The 24,489-nt window shown below is 68.1% G+C and carries 22 protein-coding genes; 16 read left to right on the top strand and 6 right to left on the bottom strand.

The features are described from left to right. Positions 1 to 107 precede the first annotated feature (107 nt). The 10 genes from PGN27_RS07320 to PGN27_RS07275 all read left to right on the top strand — a co-directional run bounded on the left by PGN27_RS07320 (position 108) and on the right by PGN27_RS07275 (position 12,951). On the top strand, positions 108 to 362 hold the full coding sequence (locus tag PGN27_RS07320; RefSeq protein WP_335325553.1) for a hypothetical protein: 255 nt from the start codon (positions 108 to 110) through the stop codon (positions 360 to 362). A gap of 121 nt (positions 363 to 483) precedes the next feature. Continuing rightward, the gene (locus PGN27_RS07315) at positions 484 to 1,188 is read left to right on the top strand and encodes a response regulator transcription factor (protein ID WP_335328656.1); all 705 of its coding nucleotides are present in this window, start codon (positions 484 to 486) and stop codon (positions 1,186 to 1,188) included. Then, positions 1,185 to 2,723 (top strand): sensor histidine kinase, encoded by a 1,539-nt coding sequence (locus PGN27_RS07310; RefSeq protein WP_335325552.1) that lies wholly within the window; start codon positions 1,185 to 1,187, stop codon positions 2,721 to 2,723. The genes PGN27_RS07315 and PGN27_RS07310 overlap by 4 nt, the downstream gene beginning before the upstream one ends. 52 nt (positions 2,724 to 2,775) lie before the next feature. Beyond that, positions 2,776 to 4,680: a glycosyltransferase family 39 protein gene (locus PGN27_RS07305; RefSeq protein ID WP_335325551.1), complete on the top strand. Its 1,905-nt coding sequence runs from the start codon at positions 2,776 to 2,778 to the stop codon at positions 4,678 to 4,680. A 55-nt stretch (positions 4,681 to 4,735) separates the two neighbouring features. Beyond that, complete coding sequence (locus PGN27_RS07300) at positions 4,736 to 5,956, top strand: bifunctional glycosyltransferase family 2/GtrA family protein (protein ID WP_335325550.1); 1,221 nt, start codon at positions 4,736 to 4,738, stop codon at positions 5,954 to 5,956. A gap of 30 nt (positions 5,957 to 5,986) precedes the next feature. Continuing rightward, positions 5,987 to 7,894 (top strand): ArnT family glycosyltransferase, encoded by a 1,908-nt coding sequence (locus tag PGN27_RS07295; RefSeq protein ID WP_335325549.1) that lies wholly within the window; start codon positions 5,987 to 5,989, stop codon positions 7,892 to 7,894. Positions 7,895 to 8,017: 123 nt separating this feature from the next. Beyond that, positions 8,018 to 9,346 (top strand): MFS transporter, encoded by a 1,329-nt coding sequence (locus PGN27_RS07290; RefSeq protein ID WP_335328655.1) that lies wholly within the window; start codon positions 8,018 to 8,020, stop codon positions 9,344 to 9,346. Positions 9,347 to 9,440: 94 nt separating this feature from the next. After that, complete coding sequence (cysD, locus tag PGN27_RS07285) at positions 9,441 to 10,370, top strand: sulfate adenylyltransferase subunit CysD (RefSeq protein ID WP_036461926.1); 930 nt, start codon at positions 9,441 to 9,443, stop codon at positions 10,368 to 10,370. Then, positions 10,370 to 12,220, top strand: coding sequence for a sulfate adenylyltransferase subunit CysN (cysN, locus tag PGN27_RS07280; RefSeq protein ID WP_335325548.1), 1,851 nt, complete (start codon positions 10,370 to 10,372; stop codon positions 12,218 to 12,220). Before cysD ends, cysN begins: the two co-directional genes overlap by 1 nt. Next, positions 12,217 to 12,951: a 3'(2'),5'-bisphosphate nucleotidase CysQ gene (locus PGN27_RS07275; protein ID WP_335325547.1), complete on the top strand. Its 735-nt coding sequence runs from the start codon at positions 12,217 to 12,219 to the stop codon at positions 12,949 to 12,951. Before cysN ends, PGN27_RS07275 begins: the two co-directional genes overlap by 4 nt. 125 nt (positions 12,952 to 13,076) lie before the next feature. Here the strand turns inward: PGN27_RS07275 and PGN27_RS07270 are convergent, their stop codons facing one another. Beyond that, a complete protein-coding gene (locus PGN27_RS07270; RefSeq protein WP_335325546.1) occupies positions 13,077 to 13,541 on the bottom strand; it encodes a DinB family protein in 465 nt (154 codons plus the stop codon). Positions 13,542 to 13,633: 92 nt separating this feature from the next. On the opposite strand from PGN27_RS07270, the gene PGN27_RS07265 reads away from it, so the two are divergent. Both PGN27_RS07265 and PGN27_RS07260 read left to right on the top strand, forming a co-directional pair. Further along, on the top strand, positions 13,634 to 14,230 hold the full coding sequence (locus PGN27_RS07265; RefSeq protein ID WP_335325545.1) for a cysteine hydrolase family protein: 597 nt from the start codon (positions 13,634 to 13,636) through the stop codon (positions 14,228 to 14,230). Between the two features lie 45 nt (positions 14,231 to 14,275). Next, the gene (locus PGN27_RS07260) at positions 14,276 to 14,950 is read left to right on the top strand and encodes a pyridoxamine 5'-phosphate oxidase family protein (RefSeq protein ID WP_335325544.1); all 675 of its coding nucleotides are present in this window, start codon (positions 14,276 to 14,278) and stop codon (positions 14,948 to 14,950) included. A 7-nt stretch (positions 14,951 to 14,957) separates the two neighbouring features. Here the strand turns inward: PGN27_RS07260 and PGN27_RS07255 are convergent, their stop codons facing one another. Further along, positions 14,958 to 17,747 carry an FAD-binding and (Fe-S)-binding domain-containing protein gene (locus PGN27_RS07255; RefSeq protein ID WP_335325543.1) on the bottom strand — a complete coding sequence of 930 codons (2,790 nt, stop codon included), beginning with the start codon at positions 17,745 to 17,747 and terminating at the stop codon, positions 14,958 to 14,960. A gap of 59 nt (positions 17,748 to 17,806) precedes the next feature. Between PGN27_RS07255 and PGN27_RS07250 the strand changes: the two genes are divergently transcribed. Both PGN27_RS07250 and PGN27_RS07245 read left to right on the top strand, forming a co-directional pair. Beyond that, complete coding sequence (locus PGN27_RS07250) at positions 17,807 to 18,544, top strand: GntR family transcriptional regulator (protein ID WP_335325542.1); 738 nt, start codon at positions 17,807 to 17,809, stop codon at positions 18,542 to 18,544. A 29-nt stretch (positions 18,545 to 18,573) separates the two neighbouring features. Next, positions 18,574 to 19,044: an Rrf2 family transcriptional regulator gene (locus tag PGN27_RS07245; RefSeq protein WP_335325541.1), complete on the top strand. Its 471-nt coding sequence runs from the start codon at positions 18,574 to 18,576 to the stop codon at positions 19,042 to 19,044. Here PGN27_RS07245 and PGN27_RS07240 read toward each other — a convergent pair. From PGN27_RS07240 to PGN27_RS07230, 3 genes are read right to left on the bottom strand one after another with little or no spacing between them, the layout of a single operon-like run. After that, entirely contained in the window at positions 19,008 to 19,931 is a 924-nt protein-coding gene (locus tag PGN27_RS07240; RefSeq protein ID WP_335325540.1) for a DUF4097 family beta strand repeat-containing protein, read from the bottom strand. The genes PGN27_RS07245 and PGN27_RS07240 overlap by 37 nt on opposite strands. A gap of 29 nt (positions 19,932 to 19,960) precedes the next feature. Next, entirely contained in the window at positions 19,961 to 20,605 is a 645-nt protein-coding gene (locus tag PGN27_RS07235; protein ID WP_335325539.1) for a response regulator transcription factor, read from the bottom strand. Beyond that, positions 20,593 to 21,900 carry a sensor histidine kinase gene (locus PGN27_RS07230; protein WP_335325538.1) on the bottom strand — a complete coding sequence of 436 codons (1,308 nt, stop codon included), beginning with the start codon at positions 21,898 to 21,900 and terminating at the stop codon, positions 20,593 to 20,595. Before PGN27_RS07230 ends, PGN27_RS07235 begins: the two co-directional genes overlap by 13 nt. 127 nt (positions 21,901 to 22,027) lie before the next feature. On the opposite strand from PGN27_RS07230, the gene PGN27_RS07225 reads away from it, so the two are divergent. Next, positions 22,028 to 22,906 (top strand): LLM class flavin-dependent oxidoreductase, encoded by an 879-nt coding sequence (locus tag PGN27_RS07225; RefSeq protein WP_335328654.1) that lies wholly within the window; start codon positions 22,028 to 22,030, stop codon positions 22,904 to 22,906. A gap of 52 nt (positions 22,907 to 22,958) precedes the next feature. On the opposite strand, the gene PGN27_RS07220 is transcribed toward PGN27_RS07225, so the two are convergent. Continuing rightward, positions 22,959 to 23,315, bottom strand: a complete 357-nt coding sequence (locus PGN27_RS07220; RefSeq protein ID WP_335325537.1) for a hypothetical protein — start codon at positions 23,313 to 23,315, stop codon at positions 22,959 to 22,961. Between the two features lie 411 nt (positions 23,316 to 23,726). Here PGN27_RS07220 and PGN27_RS07215 point away from each other — a divergent pair, with 411 nt between their 5' ends. Then, positions 23,727 to 24,488 carry a glutaminyl-peptide cyclotransferase gene (locus PGN27_RS07215; RefSeq protein WP_335325536.1) on the top strand — a complete coding sequence of 254 codons (762 nt, stop codon included), beginning with the start codon at positions 23,727 to 23,729 and terminating at the stop codon, positions 24,486 to 24,488. Position 24,489: the final 1 nt, after the last annotated feature.

Below are 24,489 nucleotides of genomic sequence, written 5' to 3'. Positions count from 1 at the left end.
TGCTGCATCCCGACAGGTTAGGAGATCTGCCAAGTCCAGGCGCGGTGGCCCACATCCGGCGCGCCGACCAGGTTTTTACGGGCCGGGCTGCGGGTAGTCCTTCGCACATGACATCCAACAAGCTGAAGCTGATCTTCGCCGGTGCGGGGGTGGGTGCCGTGCTCGGGATGGCGGGCCTGACGGTGGCCACCCAGATGCCGACCCTGAGTGCTGAGCCCACCGAACCGACGGCCGTGACCACGCCGAGTTCCGAGGAGCCGGCCGCGTGGCCGCCCACCGATGGTGCGGAGCCCGAGGTGGGACCCGTGCCCGAGGAGACCGTGATTCCGACGACGACCACCACGCTGCCGCCCGCCCCCTGATCCGAGCTTTCATAGCGGGCTCACAGGAACGACACATGTCGCGCCCACCCGGGCGTCGATAATGGAAGGCATGTCCCCCTCAGCCCGCGGGTCGGCCCACGACGCTCCGGTGCGCGCGACGATGCGCAGAGCCGACGGCAAGCCGATCCAGGTGCTGGTTGTCGATGACGAGCCGGTGCTGGCCGAATTGGTGTCGATGGCCCTGAGATACGAGGGGTGGGACATCGCCACCGCCGGTGATGGCGCCGCGGCGATCGCCCTCGCGCGGGACAACCCACCGGACGTCGTGGTGCTCGACGTGATGCTGCCGGATATGAGTGGCCTCGATGTGCTCAAGGCGTTGCGCGAACGCCAGCCCGGGCTGCCACTGTTGCTGCTGACCGCCAAGGATTCGGTCGAGGACCGCATCGCCGGTCTCACCGCGGGCGGCGACGATTACGTGACCAAACCCTTCAGCATCGAGGAAGTGGTGCTGCGGCTGCGGGCGTTGCTGCGTCGCACCGGTGTGGCCGACGACGCCAGCGATGCCCAGATCGTCGTCGGCGATCTCGTCCTCGATGAGGACAGTCACGAGGTGAGCCGGGGTGGCGAACCGATCACGCTGACCGCCACCGAATTCGAGTTGTTGCGGTTCATGATGCGCAACGCCAAGCGCGTGCTGAGTAAGGCCCAGATTCTCGATCGGGTGTGGAGCTACGACTTCGGCGGCCGGTCCAACATCGTCGAACTCTACGTGTCCTACCTGCGCAAGAAGATCGACAGCGGTCGCGAGCCCATGATCCACACCCTCCGCGGCGCCGGTTACGTCCTGCGCCCGCCGCGATGAAACGGGTGTTCACGCCCCGAGCCTGGTCGCTGGGAACGCGTCTGGTCGTCACCCTGGTGACCCTGCTGGCGGTCGTCTGCGTCACCATCGGTGTGGTCAGCGAGTTTGCGCTGCAACGCTTCCTGATGCGCCAGTTGGATGGTCAGGTGGTCGAGGCCGCCAAGCGCTCGGCGGCCATCATGGAGCTGCCACCGCCGTTTTTCCGCTATCCACCGCGGCCGGGAAGCGTCCCTCCCGACCCGTCGGTCGCCGGAGATCCCAACCCGTTCCGGTTCGATCCCGAACGAGGACCGGGGCCCGGGTTTCTGAACGCACCCGGTCAGGCCATCCACACGGTGGGCGTGGTGACCGGCGAGGGCCGGGTCGATGCGGGTGTGATCACCGCGTCTGGGTCGACCGCCGACATCAGCTCTGCCGCGACAGAACAACTGACGCAGGTTCCGCCCAGTCAGGTGCCCGTGAGCCTGAAGATCGACGGATTGGGCTCCTATCGGGTGATCGCGATACCCGCCCGGCACGGGCCGCAGACGCTCATCGTCGGACTGCCCACCGCCGTCGTCGACGACACCATGCTGTGGGTGCTGGTGATGTTCTGCGCGGTCTCGGCGATCGCCCTTGCCGCGGCGACCATCGTCGGCAGCGTGATCATCCGACGCCAGATGGCGCCCCTGGAACGGGTGGCGGCGGCGGCCCGCGATGTCGCCGATCTCGAACTCGACACCGGAGAGGTGCGCCTGCCGACGACGATCGTCGCGGTGGACCCGGTCAGCGCGCACACCGAGGTCGGTCAGCTCAGCGCGGCGCTCAACCGGATGCTCAACCGCATCGCCGCGGCGCTGCGGGCGCGCCATGACAGCGAGACCAGGGTGCGCCAATTCGTCTCCGATGCCAGCCATGAGCTGCGCACCCCGCTGGCCGCCATCCGCGGGTATACCGAACTGGCCCAACGCAAGAGCGCCGAGTTACCGAACGATGTCGCGCACGCGATGAACCGGGTGGAATCCGAGACACGACGGCTGACCACGCTCGTCGAGGACATGCTGCTGCTGGCCCGCCTCGATGAGGGCCGACCGCTGGAGAGCGAACCGGTGGACCTGGCCCAGGTGGTGCTCGATGCCGCGGGTGATGCGCATGCCGCAGGCCCCGATCACGATTGGACGTTGGACCTGCCCGATGAACCCGTGTACGTCACCGGCGACCGGGCCAGGCTGCATCAGGTGTTGACCAATCTGCTCACCAATGCGCGGGTGCACACGCCGGCAGGAACGACGGTGACGACGTCGGTCGCGACGCACGGCACGGGCGAGGTCGTGCTGACCGTGGCCGATGACGGGCCGGGTATCCCGGATGTGTTGCAGCCGGAGGTGTTCGAACGGTTCGCCCGCGGAGACTCGTCGCGCTCGCGCCGTGGTGGCAGCACCGGTCTGGGGTTGGCCATCGTCGCCGCGGTCGTCAAGGCCCATCGCGGTCGGTTGGAGTTGCACAGCGTGCCGGGCGATACCCGCTTCGTGGTCACTCTGCCGGCTCATAGCTGAGGCACAGCAGGCTCAAATCGTTCGCGTAGCGACTGCCGCCACGATGAAAGTGATGACTGCCGTCCGGATCGCGCCGCAACGCCTTGCCCCGCAACGAATTGCCCTGCAACGAATTGGCCCGCAACGAACTGCCCTAGGTGCTCTGCTGGGACTCACCGCAGCGCTCTACCTGTGGAATCTATCGGTCAACGGCTGGGCCAACTCGTTCTACGCCGCCGCCGTGCAGGCGGGTAGCCAGAACTGGACGGCGTTGCTGTTCGGGTCCAGTGATCCGGCCAACGCCATCACCGTCGACAAGACGCCCGCGGCGCTGTGGGTGATGGGTCTGTCGGCGCGGATCTTCGGGTTCAACTCGTGTTCGTTGCTGGTGCCGCAGGCGTTGATGGGTGTCGCCTCGGTGGCACTGGTATACGCATCGGTGCGTCGGGTCTGTGGCCCGGTCGCCGCCTGGTTGGCCGGTGCCGCGCTGGCGGTGACGCCGGTGGCGACGCTGATGTTCCGCTTCGACAATCCCGATGCCTTGCTGGTGCTGCTGTTGGTGGCCGCGGCCTACTGTGTGCAGCGCGCCTGCGAGCCGGATGCCGGGCGCTGGTGGTTGGTCGGCGTCGGCGTGCTGTGCGGGTTCGCCTTCCTGGCCAAGATGATGCAGGCATTCCTGGTACTGCCGGCCTTCGCGGTCGCTTACCTTGTGTGCGCGCCGGTGCCGCTGTGGACCCGACTGCGGCGGCTGGCCGCGGCAACGGTGGCGCTGGTGGTGGCCGGCGGTTGGTATCTGCTGCTGGTGGAGCTGTGGCCCGCCGCCGAGCGGCCGTATATCGGTGGCTCGCAACACAACAGCATCATCGAACTCGCCCTCGGCTACAACGGTGTGAGCCGGTTGACCGGCGCGCAGGCCGGCGGATTGGGCAACCCGAATTTCGATGTGGGATGGGCGCGATTGGTCGGTCCGGGCATGGGTGCCGAGATCGGCTGGTTGCTGCCCGCGGCGCTGATCGGCATGGTCACGGGATTCGTGGTGCGCCGACGCGCGCCCCGCGCCGATCCGGCGCGGACGGCGCTGATCGTCTGGGGCGGTTGGCTGGTGGTGACGGCCGGGGTGTTCAGCTTCGCCAACGGTATCGTGCACCCGTACTACACCGTCGCGCTGGCGCCCGCGGTGGCCGTCTGCGCCGCCGTCGGTACAGATCTGTTGTGGCGCAACCGCACCGAACTCCCGTGCCGGCTGGTGTCGGCCGCCATGGTGGCGGCCACGGCGGGACTGGCCTTCGTGCTCCTGGCCCGGATGCCTGATTGGCTGCCGTGGTTGCGGTGGATGATCGTGGGGGTCGGTGCGATCGCGGTGGTGCTGATGATGACGCGCACGCTCGCCCCGGTGGCGGCCGTCCTGGCCGTGGCGTGTGCGCTCGCCGGGCCTGTCGCGTATTCGCTCGCCACCGCGGCCACCCCGCACACCGGGGCGATCCCGTCGGTCGGCCCGGCCCGTTCCGGCCCGCCGTTCGGCGGCCCCTTCCCGGGTCCGCCGCCGAACGGGCCCGGCGACGGTGGTCGCGAACGCGGGGGCGGGCCGTTTGAGGGCGGGGCGTTCGCGGGCGGGTTGTTCGCGGCCCCGACACCTCCACCCGACCTGGTAGCCCGGCTGAGGGACGATGCCGACCGCTACACCTGGCCGGCCGCGGTGGTCGGCTCGACCAACGCCGCTGGTTACCAACTGGCCGCCGACGTGCCGGTGCTGGCCGTGGGGGGTTTCAACGGCACCGATCCCGCGCCGACCCTCGACCGTTTCACGCAGTTGGTGGCCGACGGCCGGATCCACTACTTCATCGACGCGCACCTGATGGGCGGCCATGGCGATCACGCGGGCAGCCAGGATGCGGCCGCTATCACCGACTGGGTACACCGCAGTTACGCGCCGGTTACCGTTGGCGGCAACGTCATCTACGACCTGACGGACTCATAGCGTGCACACAGGTTGGTCCCACCGGCGGCACACCCTGAGATCCGACGATGGGGACATGACAGACACCGTCTCCATTGCGCTCCCCAGCGCCGTCCCGGTCGGTCGCGATACCGACGTCCCCGTCGTCGACGTCGTGGTCCCGGTGTACAACGAGCAGGCAGCACTGCAGAGTTCGGTACGCAGACTGCACCAGCACCTACAGGACAGCTTCACCTTCCCGGTGCGGATCACCATCGCCGACAACGCCAGCACCGACGACACCCCGAGCATCGCGGCGGCACTGGCCGCCGAACTGTCCGGTGTCCGGGTCGTCCGGCTCGACGAGAAGGGTCGTGGCCGGGCACTGCACCACGTCTGGTCCCTCTCGGATGCCCCCGTGCTGGCCTACATGGATGTGGATCTGTCCACCGATCTGGCCGCTTTCGCTCCGCTGATCGCCTCGCTGATATCGGGGCACTCCGACCTGGCCATCGGCACCCGGCTCAACCGCAGTTCGCGGGTGGTGCGCGGGGCCAAACGGGAGTTCATCTCGCGCTGCTACAACCTGATCCTCAAGTCGACACTGCGGGCGCACTTCTCGGATGCCCAGTGCGGGTTCAAGGCGATCCGTGCAGACGTCGCTCGTCAGCTGTTGCCGCATGTCCGTGACACCGGCTGGTTCTTCGACACCGAGCTGCTGGTGCTCGCCGAGCGCAGCGGGTTGCGCATCCACGAGGTGCCGGTGGACTGGGTCGACGACCCGGACAGCCGCGTCGACATCGTGGCGACCGCGAAGGCCGACCTGCTCGGTATCGGGCGGCTGCTGCGCGGCTTCGCCGGAGGGAGCATTCCGATCAATTCGCTTGCCGCGCAGCTCGGTTCGCGCCGCGCCGCGGCACCGGGGTCGTTGTTGCGCCAAACGGTCCGATTCGCCGGAGTCGGGGTGTTGTCCACCTTGGCCTACCTGGTGCTGTTCCTGGTGCTGCATCCACTGCTCGGTGCGCAATGGGCGAACTTCGCGGCGTTGCTGATCACCGCGATCGGCAACACCGCAGCCAACCGGCGGTTCACCTTTGGTGTCCGGGGATCCAAAGCCGTTGCCCGCCATCATGTCGAGGGGCTGATCGTCTTCGCCATCGCGCTGGCGATCACCAGCGGTTCGCTGGCCGGGTTGCACGCGATCGCCGAGAATCCGGGCAAGGCGGTCGAGACCACCGTGCTGGTGGCGGCCAACCTCATCGCCACCGCTGCCCGCTTCGTCCTGTTGCGCGGCTGGGTGTTCCACCCCCGTCGCTGATCCATTCCACGAGTTGAAGGACTGCCGCCCATGACATTGACCGTCGAAGAACCGAGTGCCACCACCGAGGCGGACAGCCCGCGCGCCCGCTGGGAGCGTCCGGGCCTGCTGGCCCTGCTGACCGGCACCGCGGTGCTCTACCTGTGGGGGCTGGGGTCCAACGGGTGGGGCAACAGCTTTTACGCCGCGGCGGCGCAGGCGGGAACCCAGAACTGGAAGGCCTGGCTGTTCGGTTCGCTCGATGCCGGTAATGCCATCACCGTCGACAAGCCGCCCGCCGCGATGTGGGTGATGGCGCTGTCCGGCAGGCTGTTCGGGTTCAACGAGTTCACCATGCTGCTACCGCAGGCGTTGATGGGCGTCGCGGCGGTCGCGGTGCTCTACTTCACGGTTCGCCGCAGCGCCGGTGCGGCCGCCGGCCTGATCGCCGGTGCCGCGCTGGCCATCACCCCGGTCGCGGTGGCGATGTTCCGGTACAACAACCCGGACGCATTGTTGGTGCTGCTGCTGGTGGTCGCCGCGTACTGCATGGTACGGGCCACCGAGGGCGGCAGCACCCGCTGGGTGGTGCTATCCGGTACCGCGCTGGGATTCGCCTTCCTGACCAAGATGTTGCAGGCCTTCCTGGTGGTCCCGGGACTGGCGCTGATGTTCCTGATCGCCGCGCCCATCCCGTTCTGGAAGCGCGTCAGATCGTTGCTCGCCGGGGCGGCAGCCATGATCGTCTCCGCGGGCTGGTACATCGCGCTGGTCAGCGTGTGGCCGGCGGATTCCCGGCCCTACATCGGTGGTTCGACCGATAACAACCTGCTGCAGTTGGCCTTCGGTTACAACGGTATCGACCGCATCGTCGGTCGGGGCCAGCCTGGCGGCGGACACGACGCGGGCCCGGGCGGACCCGGTGCCGAGATGCATCAGTTCTTCGGCGGCCAGCCGGGAATCAGCAGATTGTTCGGTTCGGCGATGGGTACCGAGGCGTCCTGGCTGTTGCCTGCGGCACTGCTCGGCCTTGTCGCCGTGCTGTGGGTTACGCGACGGGCCGTGCGGACCGATCCGGTGCGCGCCGCCGCGGTGCTGTGGGGTGGCTGGCTGCTGATCACCGGTGTGGTGTTCAGCTTCATGGACGGCACCATCCATCCCTATTACACCGTGGCACTGGCCCCGGCCGTGGCTGCGCTGGTGGGGATCTCGGTGACCCAGTTGTGGCAGCGCCGGGCGCATGCCGCGGCGCGCATCACCCTGGCGCTCGGGCTGGCGGGTACCGGCGGGTGGACGTTCGCGCTGCTGTCCCGGCACGCGGAGTGGTGGCCTGCGGTGCGGTGGACGGTGCTGGTGGTCTCGGTGGTGCTCGCGGTGGTCATCGCCGTGGGCGTGCAGCGGTGGGGCCGTGTCGGCGTCGCGGTCGTGGCGGCGGCACTGCTGGCCGGAGCGGGTGGCAGTATCGCCTGGTCGGTCGCGACGGTCGCCGACGGCGGCAGCGGGGGACCGATGGCCACCGCCGGGCCCGCGCTGCAGCGCGATATGGACTTCCCGGGTGGGCCCGGTGGGCCGGGTGGACCGGGTGGGACAGGTGGACCGGGAAGGCCAGGCCGAATGGGTGCGGATATCGACGACACCGCGCTCGCGCAGATGGTGACCGGGCTCGACAACCGTTGGGCCGCCGCGACGGTCGGCTCGATGCTGGCCGGTGACCTGGAACTCAAGTCCGGTGCGTCGATCATGGCGGTCGGCGGCTTCTCCGGCGGGGACAACTCGCCCACCCTGCAGCAGTTCCAGCAATACGTGGCCGACGGGCAGGTGCGGTACTTCCTCACCGAGCCGTTCGGAATGCATCGGCAGCAGCAGGATGGCGCGGCGACCCAGATCACCGGATGGGTGGAGCAGAACTTCACCGCGGTGGATGTCGACGGTGTGCAGGTGTACGACCTGCAACCCTGACCCGCGAGCAGACGTGAACCTGCCGATAAAGCACCAGAATCGGCAGGTTTGCGTCTGCTCGCGCGGGGGAGTGCATACAGCGGCTAGATTTCTGCCGTGACGGCCCCGCCCTTCCCGCGTGCGATGGCGCTGCTGGTCGCCGCGACGCTGTTCATGGAGATCCTGGACGCGACCATTATCGCGCCGGCGATCCCGCTGATCGCCGCGTCTTTCGGGGTCGAGGCCGTCGACGTCAACGTGGCCATATCGGCGTATCTGGTCACCGTGGCGGTGCTGATCCCGGCGACGGGATGGCTGGCCGACAGGTTCGGTGTTCGGCGGGTCTTCCTCGCCGCGATCGTGGTGTTCACCGCGGCCTCGGCCGGCTGCGCGCTGAGCACATCGCTACCGATGCTGATCGGGATGCGGGTGCTGCAGGGCGTGGGCGGCGCGATGATGGTCCCGGTGGGGCGCCTGGCGGTGCTGCGCGCCAGTTCGAAGGCGGATCTGGTCCGGGCCATCGCGCTGCTCACCTGGCCCGCCCTCGCGGCGCCGGTCCTGGCGCCGGCGATCGGCGGTGCCATCGCGACGGCCGGTGGATGGCGGTGGATCTTCATCATCAACATCCCGCTCGGTGTGATCGGTTTCGCTTTGGCGCTCAGGCTGATCCGCGGCGGGCCGGCGGCCGAGCCCGGCAGGCTCGACTGGCCAGGACTGTTGTTGCTCGGCACCGGTATCGCCGCGGCGCTGATCGCGCTGGAGAGCATCCGACTCTCGGGCACGGATTGGCTGTTGGTCGGCGCCTGCGGGTTCGGTGCGGTGGTGCTGCTGGTCTCGGCGGTGCGACACCTGCTGTCCAGTGCGGCGCCGCTGGTCAAGCTCCCGGTGCTGCGGGTGCGCACCCTGCGCCTCACCGTCACCTCCGGGTCGCTGTACCGCATGGTGATCACGGCCGTGCCGTTCCTGCTGCCGTTGAAATTCGTGCTGGAGTTCGGCTGGACCCCGTTTCACGCCGGTCTGATGGTGTCGGTGCTGTTCCTGGGAAATCTGACCATCAAACCGATCACCACACCGCTGATGCGGCGGTTCGGCATCCGCACCGTGCTGATGGTCAACGGGGCGGCCTCGGTGGTGTGCTTCGGGGTGCTCGGTCTGGTGCAACCGGGGATGCCGGTCCTGGTGATCGCCGTGATCGTCTATATCAGCGGCGCCCTGCGCTCGATCGGCTTCACCGCCTACAACAGTCTGGCGTTCGCCGATGTGGACGGTGACGACCTCACGCACGCCAACACCCTCAATGCGTCGGTGCAGGAGTTGGCGTCTGGGCTGGGCATCGCGGTGGCCGCGCTGCTGGTCAGCCTGCTGGCGTCCTATTCGATGACGTTCCCGGTGCTGGGCCTGATGCTGGCGCTGACGCTTGTCGAAGTGGTGCGGCTGCCCCGCTCGGCGGGGGCTCACGTCACCGGCAGCTGAACGGTGGCGGGCGTTGACAGCGCTGGATCGCGGCGGTTTAATACTCAACCATGCTTGCAATTCTGGTCAAATCTACCAACTTTATGGAGATGCGATGACGGCCTCCGCCGACCTCGACCCGGCCGCCGCCCGGTACGAGCTGAGCCATCTGCGCGCGCTGGAGGCCGAGGCCATCCACATCATCCGAGAGGTCGCCGCCGAGTTCGAGAAGCCGGTGCTGTTGTTCTCCGGCGGTAAGGATTCGATCGTCATGCTGCACTTGGCCATCAAGGCGTTCGCGCCGGGCCGGTTGCCGTTCCCGGTGATGCACGTCGACACCGGCCACAACTTCGACGAGGTCCTGCAGGTTCGCGACGAGCTGGTGGCCCAGCACGGGGTGCGCCTGGTGGTGGCCAAGGTGCAGGACGATATCGACGCCGGCCGCGTCGTGGAGACCATCCCGTCGCGCAACCCGATGCAGACGTTCACGCTGCTGCGGGCCATCCGGGAGAACAAGTTCGATGCCGCGTTCGGCGGCGCCCGCCGTGACGAGGAGAAGGCCCGCGCCAAGGAGCGGGTGTTCAGCTTCCGTGACGAGTTCGGCCAGTGGGACCCCAAGGCGCAGCGGCCCGAACTCTGGAATCTCTACAACGGCAGGCATAAGAAGGGTGAGCACATCCGTGCCTTCCCCATCTCGAACTGGACCGAGTTCGACATCTGGTCCTATATCGGGGCCGAGAAGATCACGCTGCCGTCCATCTACTACGCCCACCAGCGTCAGGTGTTCGAGCGCGACGGGATGCTGCTGGCGGTGCACAAGTTCATGCAGCCGCGCAAGGACGAACCGGTGATCGAGAAGACGGTGCGGTTCCGCACGGTCGGCGATGTCACCTGCACCGGCTGCGTGGAGTCGCTGGCCGGCACCGTGGCCGAGGTGATCGCCGAGACCGCCGTCTCCCGGCTGACCGAACGCGGCGCGACCCGCGCCGATGACCGGATCTCCGAGGCCGGCATGGAAGACCGCAAGCGGGAGGGTTACTTCTGATGGCTACTTTGTTGAGAATCGCCACCGCCGGTTCGGTCGACGACGGCAAGTCCACCCTGATCGGGCGGTTGCTGTTCGACTCCAAGGCCGTCATGGAGGACCAGCTGGCCGCCGTCGAGCGGACCTCCAAGGAACGCGGAAACGACTACACCGACCTGGCTTTGGTGACCGACGGCCTGCGCGCCGAGCGGGAGCAGGGTATCACCATCGATGTCGCCTACCGCTATTTCGCCACGGCCAAGCGCAAATTCATCATCGCCGACACCCCGGGCCACGTGCAGTACACCCGCAACATGGTCACCGGTGCCTCGACGGCGCAGCTGGTTATCGTGCTCGTCGACGCCCGCCACGGTCTGCTCGAGCAGTCCCGCAGGCACGCCTTCCTTGCCTCGCTACTCGGTATCCAGCACATCGTGCTCGCGGTCAACAAGATGGACCTTGTCGATTGGGATGAGCAGCGGTTCAACCAGATTCGTGATGATTTCCACGAGTTCGCCGCGCGCCTGGACATCCACGATGTGACGACCATCCCGATGTCGGCGCTCAACGGCGACAATGTCGTCAGCAAATCCGATGTGGCGCCATGGTACGAGGGCCCGGCCCTGCTGAACCATCTCGAAGAGGTGTACGTCGCCGGCGATCGCAACCTGGTCGACGTGCGTTTCCCGGTGCAGTACGTCATCCGGCCGCAGACCCGTGAGCACGCCGACCACCGCAGTTACGCGGGCACCGTGGCCGGTGGCGTCATGCGCGTCGGCGACGAGGTCGTGGTGCTGCCCGCCGGGAAATCCAGCCGCATCACCGAGATCGCCGGCCCCTCCGGACCGGTGGACGAGGCGTTCGCCTCGATGGCGGTATCGATCAGCCTCGCCGACGATATCGACATCTCCCGCGGCGACATGCTCGCCAGGCCCAACAATCAGCCCGATGTCACCAGCGAGTTCGACGCGACGGTCTGCTGGATGGCCGACGGCTCGGCATTGGAACCCGGCCGCGACTACATCATCAAGCACACCACCCGCACCACGCGAGCCCGGGTGTCGGCGCTGGACTACCGACTCGACGTCAACACGCTGCACCGGGACAAGAGCGCAACGGCGTTGAAGCTCAACGAACTCGGCCGCGTCACACTGCGCACCCAGGTGCCGCTGCTGCTCGACGAGTATTCGCGCAATCCGGCGACCGGTTCGTTCATCCTGATCGACCCGGACACCAACGGCACCGTCGGCGCAGGCATGGTGCGCGATACCACCCCGGCCGCCAACCGGGCCGCCAGCCCGAACGCGGTGCGCCACCAGAACCTGGTCACCGCCGACGACCGGCTGTCGAAGGGGTCGACGGTCTGGTTCACCGGATTGTCCGGTTCCGGGAAGTCCTCGGTGGCCATGCTCGTGGAGCAGAAGCTGTTGGCGGCAGGCCGTCCTGCCTATGTGCTCGACGGAGACAACCTGCGCCACGGGCTGAACGCCGATCTCGGTTTCTCGATGGACGACCGGGCCGAGAACCTGCGCCGGCTGGCGCATATCGCGACGCTGCTGGCGGACTCGGGGCAGATCGTGCTGGTGCCGGCGATCAGCCCGCTGGAAGCCCATCGCGAGCTCGCCCGTACCGTGCACGCCGAGCAGGGTTTCGACTTCTTCGAGGTCTTCTGCGACACCCCGCTGGAGGACTGTGAGCGCCGCGACCCGAAGGGTCTCTACGCTAAAGCTCGCCGTGGTGAAATCACCCACTTCACCGGTATCGACAGCCCCTACCAGCGGCCGAAGAACCCGGACCTGCGGCTCACGCCCGATCAATCGCCGGAGGAGTTGGCACAACAGGTGGTCGACCTGCTAAGCAGTCGGTCGTGACCGATCACGAGTTGGCGGCCCGGCTCGCCACCGAAGCCGGTGAACTGCTGCTCCAAGTGCGCGAGGAGTTCGCCGCCGCCGAGGCCAAGGAGCGGAAGGCCGCGGGGGACAAGCGGTCCCACGACTTCCTGATGGCCGCGTTCGCCGAGCACCGGCCCGGTGATGCGGTGCTCTCCGAGGAGGGCGCTGATGACTTGGTCCGGCTGAACTCCGAGCGGGTGTGGATCGTCGACCCGCTCGACGGGACCCGCGAGTTCTCCGAGCTCGGGCGTACCGACTGGGCGGTACACGTGGCGCTCTGGGAGGGCGGTGAGCTGGTCGCCGGCGCGGTCGCGCTGCCCGCACAGGGCGTCACGCTGGCCACCCCGACGGTGGACACCCCGGCCGCCGCGCCGGGTCCGCCCCGGGTGGTGGTCTCACGCACCCGTCCGCCGGCGGTGGCGCTGGCGGTGCGCGACGCGCTGGGCGGCGTGCTCGTCGAAATGGGTTCGGCGGGAGCCAAAGTCGCCTCGGTCGTGCAGGGCATCTCCGATGTCTACGTGCACGCCGGCGGACAGTACGAGTGGGACTCGGCGGCTCCGGTCGCGGTTGCGCGTGCCGCCGGGCTGTTCACGTCCCGTATCGACGGTTCGCCGTTGGTCTACAACCAGTCCGATGTCTCGCTGCCCGACCTCATCGTGTGCCGTCCCGAGCTGGCCGAGGCGGTGCTGACGGTCACCCGGCTCGAGTGAGGGTGGGCCTGCGGCGTCGCTCTCCGGGAAGAAATGCGAGTTGAACCGTGGTACTACCGGTAGTACTGGCCCGCCGGTGATACTGCCGGTAGTACCACGTTTGGCAACGCATTGTGCTCCGGGGTTCACCGACCCGTCGAACCGTCGATCAGCTCACGCAGGATGTCGGCATGCCCGGCGTGCCTGCCGGTCTCCTCGATCATGTGGGTCAGCGCCCATCGCGCGCTGGGTGACTTCTTGCCTGCCATCACAGGTTCGCTGAGGTCGGCGCACTGGTCGAGCACCTCATTGGCCTGCGCCACTGTCGCCCGGTAGCGCCTTAACACGTCGGTGACGGTGTCATCGGAAGCCGCAGTGAAGGTCGCCGACCAATCAGAGACGTTGTCGCCGAGGAAGATCCACCGCTCCACGAATATCAGGTGGTTGAGCAGACCCAGCAGGTTGGTTCCCGAGGGCACCAATGCGGTGCGCACCTGCGGTTCGGGAGCGCCGTCGACCTTGCCCGCGATGGAGGTGCGCAGATAGTCGAGGAACCCCCGTAACACCTCGATCTCACTGCCGCCGGTGCGCGGTGGTGGGGTATCGGTCATCGTCCGAGTCTTGCAGAGCCCGAGCAGACAACGCCGCGAAACTAGCCGTTGAGGGAGTACTACCGCGGCGCGCACCTCACTAGGCTGAGGCCATGAGTCGCCCCACCCTGCGCAACCTGGAAGATCTGCCCGCCGCACCGCGGCCGCTGAAGGACTCGGCGCTGGTCCTGGTCGACTGCCAGAACACCTACACCTACGGCGTGATGGAGCTCGACGGTGTGCAGGCCGCGCTCGAGCAGGCCGCGGTACTGCTGGACCGCGCCCGCAGCGCGGGCATCCCGGTGATCCATATCCAGCACAACGGCGGGGTGGGCTCGCCGTACGACATCACCGCCGAGGTCGGCGCGATCGTCGACGCGGTCGCACCTCGCGACGGTGAGCCGGTGGTGGTCAAGCAGTATCCGAACTCGTTCGTCCAGACCGATCTCGACGAGCGGCTCAAGGCGGTGGGCGCCACCGACCTGGTGGTGGCCGGGTTCATGACGCACATGTGCATCAATTCCACCGCGCGCGGCGCATTCAACCTCGGTTACGCCCCGACGGTAGTGGCCGCCGCGACGGCGACCCGGTCGCTGCCGGGCCCCGACGGCACGGACGTACCCGCCGCCGCACTGCAGTCGGCTAGCCTGGCCGCATTGAGCGATCTGTTCGCTGTCGTCGTCCCCGACGCCGCAGCCATACCCGACTGAGAAAACCCGGTGCGAAACCCGCGCGGACCGGCAAAGCTATCCATCGTGAGTGCCGAAACCCCGTCCACCACCGTCACCAGATTGCGGGAGAAGCAGCGCACCGACCGCGCCGGTCTGGACCAACTGCTCGACAGCACACCGCTGGCCACGGTGGCGTTGATCCGCGACGGACACCCGGTGGCGTTTCCCATCGGATTCGCCCGACTCGGCGACGATCTGGTGATCCACGGGTCCACCGGATCGCCGTGGCTGCGCGCGCTGTCTGCCGGCGTACCGGCCGCTGTATCGGTGACGACGCTCGATGGCGTCGTGGTCGCCCGCAGTGGTTTCGAATCCTCGTTCCACTACCGCAGCGCGGCCCTGTACGGCTGCTTCGAGCCGATCGTCGATGCCGACAAACTGCCGGTGTTGGAGGCACTGACCGACGCCTTCATCCCGGGCCGGGTTTCCGAGCTGCGCGTCAGCACGCGCCGGGAGCTGGCCGCGAGTCTGGTTCTGCGGCTGCCGATCACCGCCGACAACTGGTCGCTGAAGATCAGCGACGATTGGCCGGAAGATCCGGACGAGGACATCGCCGCGGGGGCGTGGGCCGGGGTGGTACCGCTGTCGGTGACCTACGGCACTCCGCGGCGTGCGCCCGACTGCGATCCGGGGATCCCCGAGCCCGCTTCGGTCCGGTCGATGGCCGGCGAGCTGCGCAGCTGGGCCAATCCGGTGTGACATGCGGTCAGTCGGGTAGCCGCGCCGCCAACAGTTGCGCAAGGTGCAGGCCGCGTCGGTCGGCCAGGTCCGCGAGCTGGGTGCGGCACGAGTAGCCGTCGGCCAGTACCGCGGTGCCGGGGTCGGCCGCCCGCACGGCGGGGAGCAGTTGCTGCTCGGCGACCGCGACCGACACCTCGTAGTGCCCCTTCTCCACACCGAAATTGCCTGCCAGGCCGCAACATCCGCCAAGCCGGACCACCTCGGCGCCGGCGTTGGACAATAACGCGGCGTCGTCTGCCCACCCCATCACGGAGTGGTGGTGACAATGTGGCTGGGCCACGACCCGGGTGCCATGCATCGACGGCGGCGCCCAGCCGCGCGCGGTCAGTAGCTCGGCGAGCGTGCGCGTCGCCTCGGCAACGATGGTCGCGCCAGGGGAGTCCAGCAGTTCGGCGGCATCGGCGCGCAGCACCGCCGTGCACGAGGGCTCCATGCCGACCACCGGCACACCGCGGGCGGCGAAGGGTTGTAGTGCCGTCACCGTGCGTCCCAGCACGCGGCGCGCGGTATCGAGTTGACCGGTCGAGATCCAGGTCAGCCCGCAGCACTGCCGTCGGCGGGTCAGGCGGGGCGAGTAACCGGCGTCCTGCAGCACCCGCACGGTGGCGATTCCGATCTCCGGGGTGAAGTGGTCGGTGAACGTGTCGACGAACAGCACCACCTCGTCACCGGGAGCGTCGGCGGGCACGTTGGCGGCGAACCAGGACCGAAAACTCCTGCGCGCGAACGCCGGGATATGCCTGCGATGGTCGATGCCGGCGGCGGCCAGGCCCGCCCGGCCGCCCCGGCGGGCAGCGGTGTTGACCAGGCCGGGAGCGACGCGGGCCAGCGCCGCCCAGCGGGGCAACCAGCCCAGCGAGTAGTGCGAGGCCGGGCGTACCCGGCCCTTGTAGCTCTGGTAGAGCACCTCGGATTTGTAGGAGCCCATGTCCACTCCGGTCGGGCAGTCGGAGGCACAGCCCTTGCAGGACAGGCAGAGATCCAGTGCGGCGTGCACCTCGGGTGCGCGCCAGCCACCGCGAACATCGGTGCCGTTGATCATCTCCTGCAAGACCCGGGCCCGGCCACGCGTCGAGTCCTTCTCCTCACGGGTGGCCAGGTAGGACGGGCACATGACACCGCCGGTGCCGGTGTTGTCGGCGCGGCACTTTCCGACTCCGGTGCAGCGATGCACGGCTTGGGTGAAATCACCTCCGTCGTGGCGGTAGGCCAAGGCCAGCTTCTGGCGCACCAGCGGAGCCGCCGGGATGCGCAGGTCGGCATCCAGCGGTGCCGGATCGACGATCACCCCGGGGTTGAGCAGGTTGCCCGGATCGAAGGCCCGCTTCACCGCAGCCTGCAAGGCCAGCGCCTCCGGGGAGTACATCTTGTCCAGCAGTTGCGAACGAGCCCGCCCGTCGCCATGTTCACCAGATAGCGATCCGCCGTAGCCAACCACCAAATCGGCTGCCGCGAGCAGGAATTGACGAAAGACCGCGGTGCCGCCGGGGCGGTCCAGTGGCAGGTCGATGCGCACGTGCATGCAGCCGTCGCCGAAATGACCGTACGGCATCCCGGTGACGTCGAACTCGGCCAGCAGTGCATCGAAGTCCCGCAGATAGGCGCCCAGTCGCTCGGGTGGGACCGCGGCATCCTCCCAGCCCGCATGCGCGGGTCGGTCCCGTACGCTGCGCGCCGACAGGCCGGCACCGTCCTCACGGATGCGCCACAGGGCCGCCGCCTGCACCGGATCGTCGACCACCAGGAATTCGGTTGCCGCGCAGGTCTTTCCCACGCGCGCGGCACGATCTTCGACCTCGGCGTGGGTGGCCCCCACCACCTCGACGAAAACCCACGCCGCCCCGTCGGGCAACGGCGGCACGGCGCGGGGCCCCTTGCGTGCCCTGACGATGTCGACGATGCGCGAGTCGATTCCCTCGCATGCGGTGGGGCGGTGCTCGAGGATGGCCGGTGTCGCGTCCCCGGCGGTCGCGATATCGGGATAGCCCAGCACGACGAGCATGCGGTGGGCGGGCTCGCCGACCAGCCGCACCGTGGCCTCGGTGAGCACTGTCAGGGTGCCCTCGCTGCCGGCAATCAGCCGTGCGATGTCGAAGCCCCGCTCCGGCAGGAGGTTCTCCAGCGCGTAGCCCGAGACCTGACGGCCGAACCGGCCGAACTGCGTGCGGATGGTCGACAGGCCGGCGCGGCTGATCCCGGTCAGTTCGTCGAGCACCGGCGACGTCGACTGGTTCTGGCCGAGGATGAGCTCGTCGCCGGCGGCGGTGAGCATCCGCAGCCCGGCGATGTTGTCCGAGGTGCGGCCGTATCCCAGCGCCCGCGAGCCGCAGGCGTTGTTGCCTATCATGCCGCCGATGGTGCAGCGCGTGTGGCTGGACGGATCGGGGCCGAAGCGCAACCGGTGTGGTGCCGCCGCGCGTTGCAGTGCGCTCTGGACGACCCCGGGTTGCACGACGGCGGTGCGGCTTTCCGGATCGACCGAGATGATCTTGTTGAGGTAACGGCTGAAGTCCAGCACCACGCCGGATCCCACGGCGTTACCGGCAATGGACGTACCTGCGCCGCGCGCGGTCAGCGCGACACCTTGTTCGCGGCACACCGACAGGGCCGCGGCGACCTCGTCGGAGTGGGCGGGGAACACCACCGCCTGTGGTGTGACGCGGTAGAGCGAGGCGTCGGAGGAGTAGAGGGCTCGCGAGGTGCTGTCGACACGGACGTCTGCGATGCCCGCCGCCCGCAGGGCGTCCCGTAGCATGCTACAAACTCTAGCATGCTACGAACAGGACCATCGGGGGACGACATGGTGATGGCCGGGTGCCGGTGACCGGCCCGTCACCGCTGGATCTGGCGCCGCTGCCCGCCTCCGATGGCCGTCGGGCCGAGCAGGTCATGGAGGCCGTCCGGGAGGCGCTCGACGTCGGGGTGATGCAGCCGGGAGTGAAGTACTCGGTGTACCAGTTGGCCGCCACGCTGGGCGTGTCCCGCACCCCCGTGCGGGATGCGCTGCTGCGCCTGGAAGAGATCGGCCTGATCAGTTTCGAAGCGCGACAAGGCTTCCGCATCCGGCTGCCCGATCCGCGCGAGATCGCCGAGATCTTCGCCATCAGGCTGGCGCTGGAACCACCGGCGGCGTCCCGCGCCGCGAACCTATGCGATGACGCGCTGGCCGGCCGGTTAGGCGCCCGGATGGCTGCGATGCAGGTGGCCATCGAAGCCGACGACGCGCGGACCTTCGCCCAGCAGGATCAGCTGCTGCATGACGACATCCTGGCCGCCGCGCGCAACGGGCGTGCCCGCGCCATCGTCCGCTCACTGCGCGAGACGACACGTCTGCTCGGCGCGACGACCGAACGGGCGATGTCCGATATCGACGCCGAGCACCGGCCGATCGTGGAGGCGATCATCGCGAATCGGCCATCGGATGCGCTGTGCGCCATGCGCGCTCACCTGATCTCGACCGGCCTGTTGCTCGTCACGCAGGCGGTGCGCGATCAGCGTTATCCCATCGACGCCGAGCAGATCTGGGTCGGCGCGGTCGGGGAACCGCAGTAAGCGATGGCGCGGATGGCACAATTCGCGGTATGCGGATGTCGGCGAAGGCGGAGTACGCCGTGCGCGCGATGATCCAGCTGGCGACCGTTGATGCCGGTGAGCTGGTCAAGACCGACGACCTGGCGAAGGCCCAGGGGATACCTGCGCAGTTCCTCGTCGACATCCTTTCCGACCTGCGCACCGACCGGCTGGTGCGCAGTCACCGTGGCCGCGACGGCGGCTACGAGTTGGCGCGCCCGGCCGCCGAGATCAGCATCGCCGACGTACTGCGCTGCATCGACGGACCGCTGGCCAGCGTGCGCGATATCGGCCTCGGGGACCTGCCGTACTCGGGGCCCACCGCCAAACTCACCGACGTGTGGCGGGCGCTGCGCGCCAGCATGCGTGCGGTTCTCGAGGAGACCAGCCTCGCCGACGTGGCATCGGGTGCGCTTCCCGATCATGTCTCCGCGCTTGCCGGAAGTTACCTCAACCAGGAGGCCCAGCGCGGCCACGGCTGATCGTCGGCCGGTGGGAGCGCATTGTTGGTCTCGATGGTGACCGCTCCGTTCTCGGTGCCGGCGTTGACCTCGGCCACCGCGGCGGCGGCATCGGTGGTTTCGGGCACCCGCACCCGCCAGGGCCCGTTGGCCGACTGCGCACGCACCAGGTAGGGGCCTGGCGCCGGGAGCGCGATGGTGACGTCACCGTTGCGGGTGCTGGCACCGACACGCGGCGGAACATCGGCGAACCGGACCTCCACCGTGCCGTCGACGGTGGTGGCGTCGAACGACTCGGACGCCGAGATCGGTTGGCGGGCAAGAATGTCACCATTCTCGGTGCGGATCTCCGCGCGCCGCACAGTTCCGCGCAGCCGCACCGTGGCGTCTGCGGCGGTAGCGGTCAGTTCGTCGAGATCGGCGTCGACCATCAGCATTCCGGTGTCCTGGCGCACGGTGACGGCCAACCGCCGTCCCAGCTCCGCAGGCAGGGTCACGGTGACCTCGCCGGGGTCGCCCAAGGCCAGAAAGCTCGTCTGTCCCTCGACGCGCAGCACGGTGCCGCCCGGCTCGTCGGTCACGGTCAGTTCCTGCCGTTCGGCGCGGCCCGTGGTCAACATCCGCACATCGGCTCGTGGTTCGGTGGCGTCGCGGTCGGCGATGATGCGCACCGCCACCGGCGAATCCGCCGTGTCGACGGTCAGCGTCCGCATTCCCGCGGGCAGGCTCTGGTGATCGGTCACCAGGCGGAAGGCGCTCAGGCCGGCCGCCCCGGTGGCCAGCAGTGCCAGGGTGCCGGCGATGATGGTGACACCCGTGATCAGCAGCGCGGCACGTACCGCGGTGCGGCCACCGGGGGACAACTGCGGTGGGGCGGATGTGGGCGGATCGGTCAGGGTGGTGGTCACGATATCCCTCTCGGGTTGTGTTGAGCGGATCAGGATTCCAGGTAGCGCAGCACGGCAAGGACGCGCCGGTTCTCGCTGTCATCGGGGGCCAGTGCCAGCTTGGTGAAGATCGATGCGATGTGCTTTTCGGCAGAGCCCACCGAGATGTACAGGGCCGCAGCGATGGCCGAGTTGGTCTTGCCCTCGGCCATCAGTTGGAGCACCTCTCGTTCGCGTGGGGTCAACGCGTCCAGGGTGGCGCGCTTGCGGGAGCGGACCAGGATCTGGGACACCACCTCCGGGTCGAGCACCGTGCCACCCGACCCGACCACCTCGACCGCGTCGAGGAAGGCGGGCACATCGGCGACCCGGTCCTTGAGCAGATAGCCGAAACCCTTTGTATCCGAGGCGATCAGATCGGCGGCGTAACGTTCTTCGACATAGTGCGAGAGGACGAGCACCGGTGAGTCCGGATTCTGTGAGCGCAGCAGCGCGGCGGCGCGGATTCCCTCGTCGGTGAAGGTGGGGGGCATCCGGACATCCAGGATGGCCAGCTGCGGACGGTGCTCGTTGACGATGCGCAGCAGTTCGGTGGCATCGGGCACCCCGGCGACGATCTCGTGGCCGGCGTCGGCGAGGATTCGTTCGATCCCGGCCCGCAGCAGCGCCGAATCCTCGGCGATCACGATGCGCATGGCAGCACCGCCGTCACGATCGTGGGACCCGTTGCGGGGCTGGACACCTCGAATGTGCCGCGGGCGGCGCGCACCCGTTCGGCCAGGCCGCGCAGCCCGGTGGCGTCCTCGTCCACACCGACCTGGGCGCCACCACGCCCGTCGTCGAACACGGTGACGTACAGCGCATTCGATACCTGGTCGAGGCGGACCGTGACGACCGCCTGGCCAGCCTCGGCGTGTTTGGCCACATTGGTCAGTGCCTCGGCCACCACGAAGTAGGCGCAGGCCTCGATTTCGGCGGGCAGGCGGTGCGGCAGGTTGATATCGAGTGTGGTCGGCACACCGGCGATCTCGGTGCGCTGCACCACCGCGGAGAGCGCGGCATCGAGGCCACGGTCGGACAGGATGGTCGGCGCGATGCCGCGCACCACATTGCGCAGTTCCGCCAGCGCGCTCATCGCCTCGGTATGCGCCTCGGCGATCAGGGTGCGGGCGGCCGGAGGATCGCTGTCGAGCTTCGTCTGCGCCAGCCCGATCGTCATCGCCAGTGATACCAGCCGGGGTTGCACGCTGTCATGCAGATCGCGCTCGATGCGATGCCGTTCGGTCTCGGCCGAGGTGAGTGCCCCCTGCCGGGCTCGCGATAGCGCGCGCACCTCGTGTTTGAGCGCTGCGGTCGGCGACGCGGCCAGCAGCCAGCGGTCGATACGCGCATCGAGGGCAGGCGCCAGTACCAGGATGGCCACCGCCGCTATCGCGGCGAGGATGGCGAGCACCCAGGTCGGCGCGGGGGAGAGGAATCCGAGTCCGGCATCGTCATCGCTGCGCTGGACGGCCGTGGCGGCCGCGGGTCCGAGGAAGGCAAAGCCCAGCAGTGCGGTGGCCATGCCCACCGCGATCAGGTCGTAGGTCATGCGTAGGAAGTGCTGCGCGGTGGCCTTCCAGAAGCGGGCGCTGCTGAAATCGAGCCACAGCTGATGTGCCCAGCCCTGGACTCCGGTGTAACCGGTCAGCGATCGCGGCGGTACCGGGATCTGCATGCCGAACACCGCTTCGCTGCGTATCCGCTCGACCCATTCGACGGCACGCATCAGGTAGACGAAGACGACCGCCGATATCAGGAAGCCGATGATCGAGAAGATCGATGACACCCCGATGATGACGATCGTCACGGGAACCCAGAACCACACGATGGCCAGGAAGGCGTTGGTGAGCATCGAGGCCGTCGGGACGATCCCGATGTGCTCGATGCGGCGGCGGGCCGGTGGTTCGATGACATCGGCGACCGGTTGCTCAGGGCTTATTGCGACCATGGGAACAACCTATGGACTGCCGAGCCGGGAGGACACCGCGTTTCCCCGCCGACCGGGTGGGGGATAACCCCCGGTTTCGCCGTGGCGGATGGCACCGCGTGCCAGAATCGCCGACGTGCGAGTCGGAATGACGATGCCGGTGATGGAACCGGACCTGGATGCGGCCACCCTGCGGACGTGGGCCGAGGTGATCGACGAGGGCCCCTTCTCGTCACTGTGCTGGGGTGAACGCGTTGCGTTCGACAACCCGGATTCGCTGACGCTGCTCGGTGCGGTGGCGGCGTGGACGCAGCGGGTGCGGCTGGTGACGACGGTGATCGTGCCCCAGCTGCACAATCCGGTGGCGCTGGCCAAGGCCCTTGCCACCGGTGATGTGCTCAGCGGCGGGCGGTTGACGGTCGGTCTGGGTGTGGGTGGCCGGCACGAGGACTATCTGGCCGCCGGGGCCGATCCGGCGACCCAGACCATCCGGGGAATGAACGAGCGGGTCGCGGTGATGCAGCGCGTCTGGGCGGGAGAGAAGGTCACCGACTCGGTGCTGCCGGTCGGCCCGGCCCCGGTGCAGGACGGTGGACCGGAGTTGATGGTCGGCACCATCGGGCCGAAGACGTTGCGCAGCGCCGCCGGTTGGGCCGCCGGTCTGGCCGGAACCACCCTGGACCTCGACCTCGACAAGCAGAACGAACTCTTCGACGTCGCCAGGGCGGCGTGGGCCGAGGCCGGTAGGCCCAAACCCCATCTGGCGACGTCGTTCTGGTTCGCCATCGGCGAGCCCGAGGCGGCCCGTGCACAGGTGCGCCGCCATCTACTGCGCTATATGAATTGGATCCCGGCCGAGTTCGTCGATGCGATGGCGCCGACGACCGGTTGGTCGGGTAGTCCTGAGGAGCTGTCGGAAGTCTTGCGTCGTTTCGCGGCCATCGGCACCGACGAGGTGCACCTGATCCCGACCTCCGATGACATCGAACAGGTGCATCGGGTTGCCGAGGTCGTCGCCGCAATGTGAGGCGGTGCGGTCGCGCGGCGCTCGTCCACGACGCGACCGCACCGCGAATCGGTCAGTGCTGCGTCTCGTCCCAGTTGCCCATCGGCGGGTTCTGCATGAACTTGGCGTTCTTACCGACCCCGAACGGCGTGGCCTTCGCCGAGCCCTCGGTCGCCTCGACGGTATCGCCGACCTTGCCGTCTGCGCACACCACGTCGATCTTGCAGTCGATCACCGAACCTTGGGCCGTCACTTCGCCGATCGGGGCGTTGCGTACCGAGTTCTGGCCCTTGAAGGCCGGCGTATCGATGGTGACGTTGGGGCTGGGCGATACCTGGTTGATGCTGGCGCCGGCCACGCCGCCACCGAGGCTGAGCAGCGCGCCCGCACCCAGTACGCCCAGTGCCGAGAGGACGAGGTGTTTGGTCATTGATGCTCCGATCATCGTGTGTCGTGGGACTGATAACGGAAAGTACGGACACCGATGGGCTCACAGCGAGTCGAGACGGCGCTTTTCAAGCATCTGGCAAGAAACCGTCGGTTAAGGATCAGAAAACAGTGTTCTCCCTGTGTGTTCCACGTCGCTTCTGGCGGGGGCAGAACTGAACCACTGCGATTCGACGGACCGTCCGCTATGGTGAAATGTCCTTCACTGCAGGGTATTTGACGTTCTCACCGAACCTGGGGGCCGAAGCTGTGCATTCAGCGCCTCCGTGGCGTGTCCCAGGACACACACCAGTCGGCCAGAGCGAATCATGTCAGGACACTGGGATGAAGCTGAGGCCATCCGGTGGCCACGATGGTCTACCTGGATGTGGGTGATCTCGGGTAGAACAGATCCATGATGCGAGCGCTGGTGCTGGCCATGGTGATGGTGGGCGGTGGCGTGCTCGCGTCACCGCAGGCGCAGGCCGAGGCGGTGCCGGTGATCGTCCCGACCATCGTCTCGACGATGCCGCATGATCCCGGGGCCTATAGCGAGGGTCTGGAGTTCGACGGCCCGGCGCTCTACGAGGCCACCGGTGAGGCAGGCAAGTCCCAGCTGCGCCAGATCGATCCCGTCACCGGGGCGGTGCTGCGTTCGACCGCGTTGCCCGACGATTATTGGAGCGAGGGCATCGCGATCGTCGGCGACACCATCTGGCAGCTGACGTACCGCGACGGCGTCGTCCTCGAATGGGACAAGGCGACCCTGACCGTGCGCCGCGAGATCCCGCTGGCAGGCGAGTCGTGGGGGCTGTGCCACGACGGCGGCCGGTTCGTCGTCAGCGATGGCAGCGACCGGCTCCGCTTCTTCGATCCGTCGTTCACCGAGATCGGCAGCGTCCAGGTCACCCGCGATGGGCAGCCTGTGCGGGGTCTCAACGAACTCGAATGCGTGGATGGTCAGGTGTGGGCGGCCGGCTGGCCGCAGGACACCTTCCTACGCATCGATCCCGGCAGCGGCGCGGTGAACCTGGTTGCCGACGTGTCCAATCTGTGGAACTCCGATCAGCGCGACCGCAACAGGCAGGTGGTCAGTGGTATCGCGCACATCGCGGGCGACGAGTATCTGATCAGCGGCAAGGACTGGCCGCAGAGTTACCGGGTGCTGCTGGGTTAGG

Source organism: Mycolicibacterium neoaurum (assembly GCF_036946495.1).
Taxonomy (GTDB): Bacteria; Actinomycetota; Actinomycetes; order Mycobacteriales; family Mycobacteriaceae; genus Mycobacterium; species Mycobacterium neoaurum_B.
This window is presented reverse-complemented; position numbering and strand designations above follow the sequence as displayed.